The organism is Sphingomonas segetis (genome assembly GCF_009720245.1).
In the GTDB taxonomy this organism is placed as follows: domain Bacteria; phylum Pseudomonadota; class Alphaproteobacteria; order Sphingomonadales; family Sphingomonadaceae; genus Sphingomicrobium; species Sphingomicrobium segetis.
Map to the genome: position 1 here is coordinate 1 of NZ_WJSQ01000162.1, position 5,467 is coordinate 5,467.

Here is a 5,467-nt window from a genome sequence, read left to right on the forward strand (position 1 = left end):
CGCCGCGATGTCCTGAGCGTCGATGCTCTGCATGGAGTCAACTCGATTGCTGCCCATTTGCTCCTCCGATCCGGCGGCAGACTAGCGCATTCGGTCTGCTCACTCGCTAAGGGTTTTCGCGTAGGTGCGCGGCGGCCCGGCGCCGGCCCCGGAACCGCCCGGCACGCTCCTCTTGTGGTTCTTCGACCTGAGCACCTGGGAGGAAGAGCGGGCGAAGCTCGCGCTGCGCCTTCGCCAGACGGAAGCGGCGCTCGATTCGCTCACGCACCTCATCGAGGCGGCGCCGTTCCCGATGTGGTACCGCGGGCCCGACCTCAGGCTCGGCCTCGTCAACAGCGCCTTCGTCCAGGCCGTCGAGGGCAGGGACGCGCACGATGTCATCGAGCGCTCCGCGGAACTGATCGACGCGCAAGGCGAGGACAGCGCGGCGGCGACTGCGCGAGAGGCCCAGGAAAGCGGCCGCATCGTGTCGCGGATGCAGCCGGCGATCATCCACGGCGAGCGGCGCATGCTGCGGATCGTCAACGTCCCGCTGTCGACCCGCGCCGTCGCCGGCTTCGCGGTCGACGTCCAGGATCTCGAGGATGCCCGCGCCGAGCTTGCGCGCCACCGCGATTCGCAGCGCGAGCTGGCCGACCGAATGACCGCGGGCACGGCGCAGTTCGAGCCCGACCGGACGCTCAGCTTCTTCAATCGCCCGTTCGCGATGATGACCCAGCTCGATCGCGAATGGCTCGCCGAAAAGCCCGAATTCGACCGGGTGATCGACCGCATGCGGGACAACCAGCGGCTTCCGGAAGCGCGCGACTTCCCCGCCTGGAAGGAGGAGCGCCGCGGCTGGTTCACCAGCCCGGACGAGGTGATCGAGGAAGAATGGATGCTTCCCGGCGGCGATCACCTGCGGGTCGTCGCGCAGCCGCTTCCCGACGGCGGCCTGCGGCTATTCCTCGAGGATCGCACCGAGCAGCTGCGCCTCGCGTCGGCGCGCGACACGCTGTTGCGGGTGCGCGCGGCGACCTTCGACAATCTGTTCGAGGCGATCAGCGTGTTCGCGAGCGATGGGCGCCTGTACCTGTGGAACCGGCGTTTCCTCGAGGATTGGGAGCTCGACGAGGGATGGCTGTCGACGCATCCCCGGGTTGACGAGCTGGTTCCGGCGATGGCCCGCAAGCTGGTCAATCCCACGGCGGCCGCGCAGATCCGGGAAATGGTTCGCCAGACGACCAACGAACGCCAGTCGGCGAGCGGGCGCATCAACATGACGGACGGGCGCCACTTCCAGTTCGCCGCGGTACCGCTTCCGGACGGCAACGCGCTCTTCACGATGGTCGACGTCACCGATTCGACCCGGATCGAATCCGCTCTCCGCGAGCGGGCGACGGCGCTCGAGGAAGCCGACCGGGTGAAGACCGATTTCGTGGCGAACATGAGCTATGAGCTCAGGACCCCGCTGACCTCGATCGGCGGGTTCGCCGAGCTGCTCGGCGGAGGCTATGCCGGCGACCTCACCACCAAGGCCAGGGATTATGTCGGCGCGATCCTCGAATCGGTGGACCGCCTGTCGAAGCTGATCAACGACGTCCTCGACCTCACCACCGGAGAGGCACGCGGCGCCCCGCTTGAGAAGGAGCGTGTCGACGTCGCCGGGCTGTGCCGCGCTGCGGTGGACACCGCGCGGTCACGCGCGTCGGAGAAAGGACAGAAACTGGAGGCGGAAATTTCGCCGACCGCGGGTCATGTGTTCGGCGATGCGCGCCGCCTTCGCGAATCGGTCGAGCATGTTTTGCAGAATGCGATCGGCTACACCGACCGGAAGGGGAAGATTACGCTGGTCGCCGAGGGTGACGAGACGCGGGCGGTAATTCGGATCGGCGACAATGGTCCAGGGATCGCGCCCAAGGACATGCCGCGGGTGTTCGACCGCTTCCACCGCGTGAGTGACACAGCTGTCCGCGGCGAAGCTGCCCTCGGCCTCGGGCTGCCGCTGACGCGCCAGTTCATCGAGGCGCACGGCGGAACGGTGGAGCTTGAGTCGAAAAAGGGCAAGGGCACGACGGTGACTCTGACGATCCCGCGCGGCTCGCGATGATTCTCGAGGATGAGAAAGCGACGGCGCGGTTCGGTGCAGCGGTCGCGGCGATCGCGCGGCCGCGCGACACAATCACGCTGTCGGGGCCGCTCGGCGTGGGCAAGACGGCGCTCGCCCGGGGTTTCATCGCGGCGCTCGGTCACGAGAGCGACGTTCCGAGCCCGAGTTTCGCCATCGTCCAGCCCTACGACGAACTCGAGCCGCCGGTGTGGCACGTCGACCTCTACCGTATCGAGCACCCGTCAGAGATCGACGAACTGGGGCTCGATTCGGCCGCCGATGCCGTGCTGCTGGTCGAATGGCCGGAGCGGGCGGGGGCTAATGCGTGGCCGCAGGCGCTCGCTTTGTCGCTCGACTTTGCCCAAGACGGCGAGAGAATCTTGACAGCCAAGGTGCCCCCGTCATGGGAAGGACGATGGCCGCCCCGATGAACCCGCCGCCCCATGCGCCTGAATTCCTTGCCTCTTGCGGGTGGGGAGGGGCCGAAATCCTGCCGCTCGCCGGCGACGCCTCCTTCCGCCGCTATTTCCGGGTGGTGAACGGTGACCGCACGGCGGTGTTGATGGATGCGCCGCCGCCGCACGAGGACCCGCGTCCGTTCGTCGCGGTCGCCGAGTGGCTGATCGGCCGCGGGCTGAGCGCGCCGCCAATCCTCGCGCGAGACCTCAAGCAGGGACTCCTGCTGCTCGGCGATTTCGGCAATGCGCGGCTGCGCGAAACGCTGGACAGCGACCCCGGGCGCGAGCGGGAGCTGTATGCGCTTGCGACCGACGTGCTCGTCCACCTGCACCGCCACCCGCCGATGGAGGCTCTGCCGCCACACGGGCCCGAGCAATGGCTCGACGAACTAAAGCTGTTCACCGACTGGTACTGTCCCGCCGTCGGGGCGGATGTTGACGTCGGAGCCTATGAGATCGCCTGGAATCAGGTGCTCGAACCCGTCGCGAGAGACGGCCTCGGGCCAGTCACCGTTCTTCGCGACTATCATGCCGAAAACATCATGCTGGTCGAGGGGCGCGACGGGGTCGCGCAGTTCGGCCTGCTCGACTTCCAGGACGCGCTCGCCGGCCATCCTGCTTACGACCTCGCCTCGGTGCTCGAAGACGCACGGCGGGACGTGCCCGCCGCGATCGAGCGGGCGATGATCGACCGCTACAAGGCTGCAACAGGGCATGGCGAAGCGTTCGAGCAGGCTTATTGGGCGCTCGCCGCGCAGCGCAACACGCGCATCCTCGGGGTCTTCACCCGACTGTGGAAGCGCGACGGCAAGCCCCATTACCGGCGATTCCAGCCGCGCATGTGGGGCCTGCTCGAGCGCGATCTCGAGCAGCCGCACCTTGCACCCGTTCGCGAGTGGTTCGACTCCAATATCGCGCCCGAGCACCGGCGCGAGCCGTGGAAACAGGCCGCATGAGCCAGGCGAAGCAAGCGCTGCGCCTGCGCGCCGAAGTGCCGGCCGAGGTGCCGAAGACCGCGATGATCATGGCCGCCGGCCTTGGCAAGCGCATGCGGCCGCTCACCGCCACCAAGCCCAAGCCGCTGATCGAAGTCGGCGGGAAGGCGCTGCTCGATCATGTGCTCGAGAAGCTGCACGCGGCGGGCGTCAGCAAAATCGTGGTCAACGTCCATTACCTCGCCGCCGCGCTCGAGGCGCATCTGATGAGCCGGGAGCACGGGCTGGAGGTAGTCATTTCCGACGAGCGCGACCTGTTGATGGAAACCGGGGGCGGGCTGGTCAAAGCCGAGCCGCTGATCGACTGCGATCCCTTCCTTGCGCTCAATAGCGACAATCTGTGGATCGACGGGCCGGCGGATACGCTCAAGCTGCTGGCGTCGCAGTGGGACGACGCCAGAATGGACGCGCTGCTCCTGCTCGTTCCGCAGGCGCGCGCGCTCAATCACAAGGGTATGGGCGACTTCCATATGGAGCGCAGCGGAAGACTGCGGCGGCGCGAGCGCAGCCATGTCGCGCCGTTTGTCTTCACCGGTATCCAGATCGCGTCGAAGCGCCTGCTCCGCGATGCGCCGGAAGGGCCATTCTCGACCAACATTTTGTGGGACCGGGCGATAGATGAGGGGCGCTGCTTCGGTGCCGTCCACCAGGGCCTGTGGTTCGATGTCGGCACGCCCCAGTCGATCCAGCTGACGGAAACGGCGCTCGGGAATGTCTGACCCGCAGCGGGTCGCCGTCTATACCATCCCGTCGCACCGCTCTTTTGCCGACGCGCTTGCCGCGGGTCTGATTGCGCGCTTTGGAAAGGATCCGCTGGGCCTCGCAGGCGGGCGCATCCTGCTCCCGAACAACCGCGCGGTGCGGGCCGTGACCGAAGCGTTCGTGCGCGCCAGCGGCAATGGCCTGCTGCTTCCGCGGCTGATCCCCGTCGGGGATCCGGAGCTCGACGAGCGCATCGGCGGCGGCCTGGAACCGCTCGGAAGCGATCCGCTGCCGCCCGCGATCGATCCGACGGAGCGCACGCTGAGGCTCGCGTCGATAGTTGGCGCCGAAGGTTCTGCGGAAGGGCTCCGGCTCGCCGCCGACCTCGCACGCACGCTCGACGCATTGCTGATCGAGGAGATCGCGCCTGCGGCACTGCGGACCGCGGTCGAAGAGACCAGCGAACTGGCCAGCCATTGGGAGAAATCGCTCGCCAAGCTCGAGCTGATTTATGAGGCATGGCCAGCCATCCTGCGCGAGCAGAATGCAATCGATCTCGCCGAGCGCCGCAACCAGCTGCTCCATGCCATGGCCGAAAAGTGGAAGAGCGAGCCGCCGACCGGGTTCACGGTCGCGGCTGGTCTCACCACCGCTGCGCCCGCTGTCGCGGCGCTGGTCGGCCGGGTAGCGCGCATGCCAGGAGGAATGGCCGTCCTGCCGGGACTGTGGCTCGAAGACGTTTTTCCGGTGGAAGAATGGGACGCGCTCGGACCCGACGAGAACGGACGCGGCGAAGCGACCCACCCGCAATATCATTTAAAGCTTCATCTCGACCGAATTGGCGTTGCGCGTGGCGAGGTGCAGCGCTGGCGCTGGTCGGGGCGGTCGGCATCGCCGCCGGCGCGGTCACGTGCGGTCTCCAACGCGATGGCCGCGTCCGGATATTCACACAAATGGAAGGACCTTCGCCCGGCCGATCGGCGCCTTGGCCGAATTCGCCTGGCGGAGCTTCCCGATCCGGCCGCCGAGGCGCAGGCGATCGCGCTGGCGCTGCGCGAGGCGCTCGAGACCCCCGGTAAAACGGCCGCACTGGTCACGCCGGACCGCCAGCTCGCCGGGCGTGTCTCGGCGCTGCTCCGACGATGGGCCATCGAGGCGGACGACAGCGCCGGAAAGCCGCTGTCGCAGGCTGCCGCCGGGACGTTGCTGCTCGGCATCGCCGC

5 protein-coding genes are annotated in these 5,467 nt (G+C 67.8%); all 5 read left to right on the plus strand.

Annotation, left to right across the window (positions count from 1 at the left end; genetic code table 11):
* Positions 1-124: 124 nt before the first annotated feature.
* The gene (locus GH737_RS12545) at positions 125-2,089 is read left to right on the plus strand and encodes a sensor histidine kinase (protein WP_155265145.1); all 1,965 of its coding nucleotides are present in this window, start codon (positions 125-127) and stop codon (positions 2,087-2,089) included.
* The gene (tsaE, locus tag GH737_RS12550) at positions 2,086-2,520 is read left to right on the plus strand and encodes a tRNA (adenosine(37)-N6)-threonylcarbamoyltransferase complex ATPase subunit type 1 TsaE (protein ID WP_155265146.1); all 435 of its coding nucleotides are present in this window, start codon (positions 2,086-2,088) and stop codon (positions 2,518-2,520) included. The genes GH737_RS12545 and tsaE overlap by 4 nt, the downstream gene beginning before the upstream one ends.
* Positions 2,505-3,503 (plus strand): aminoglycoside phosphotransferase family protein, encoded by a 999-nt coding sequence (locus tag GH737_RS12555; RefSeq protein ID WP_230558799.1) that lies wholly within the window; start codon positions 2,505-2,507, stop codon positions 3,501-3,503. The genes tsaE and GH737_RS12555 overlap by 16 nt, the downstream gene beginning before the upstream one ends.
* Positions 3,500-4,261, plus strand: a complete 762-nt coding sequence (locus tag GH737_RS12560; protein WP_155265148.1) for a nucleotidyltransferase family protein — start codon at positions 3,500-3,502, stop codon at positions 4,259-4,261. The genes GH737_RS12555 and GH737_RS12560 overlap by 4 nt, the downstream gene beginning before the upstream one ends.
* On the plus strand, positions 4,254-5,467 hold a 1,214-nt coding region (locus GH737_RS12565), incomplete at its 3' end, for a PD-(D/E)XK nuclease family protein (RefSeq protein WP_476749616.1). The genes GH737_RS12560 and GH737_RS12565, both read left to right, overlap by 8 nt.

Excerpts from the sequence above, each read along its gene's own strand:
- GH737_RS12560 (WP_155265148.1), top strand. The coding sequence starts at position 3,500 with ATGAGCCAGGCGAAGCAAGCGCTGCGCCTGCGCGCCGAAGTGCCGGCC.
- GH737_RS12555 (WP_230558799.1), top strand. The coding sequence starts at position 2,505 with ATGGCCGCCCCGATGAACCCGCCGCCCCATGCGCCTGAATTCCTTGCC.
- tsaE (WP_155265146.1), top strand. The coding sequence starts at position 2,086 with ATGATTCTCGAGGATGAGAAAGCGACGGCGCGGTTCGGTGCAGCGGTC.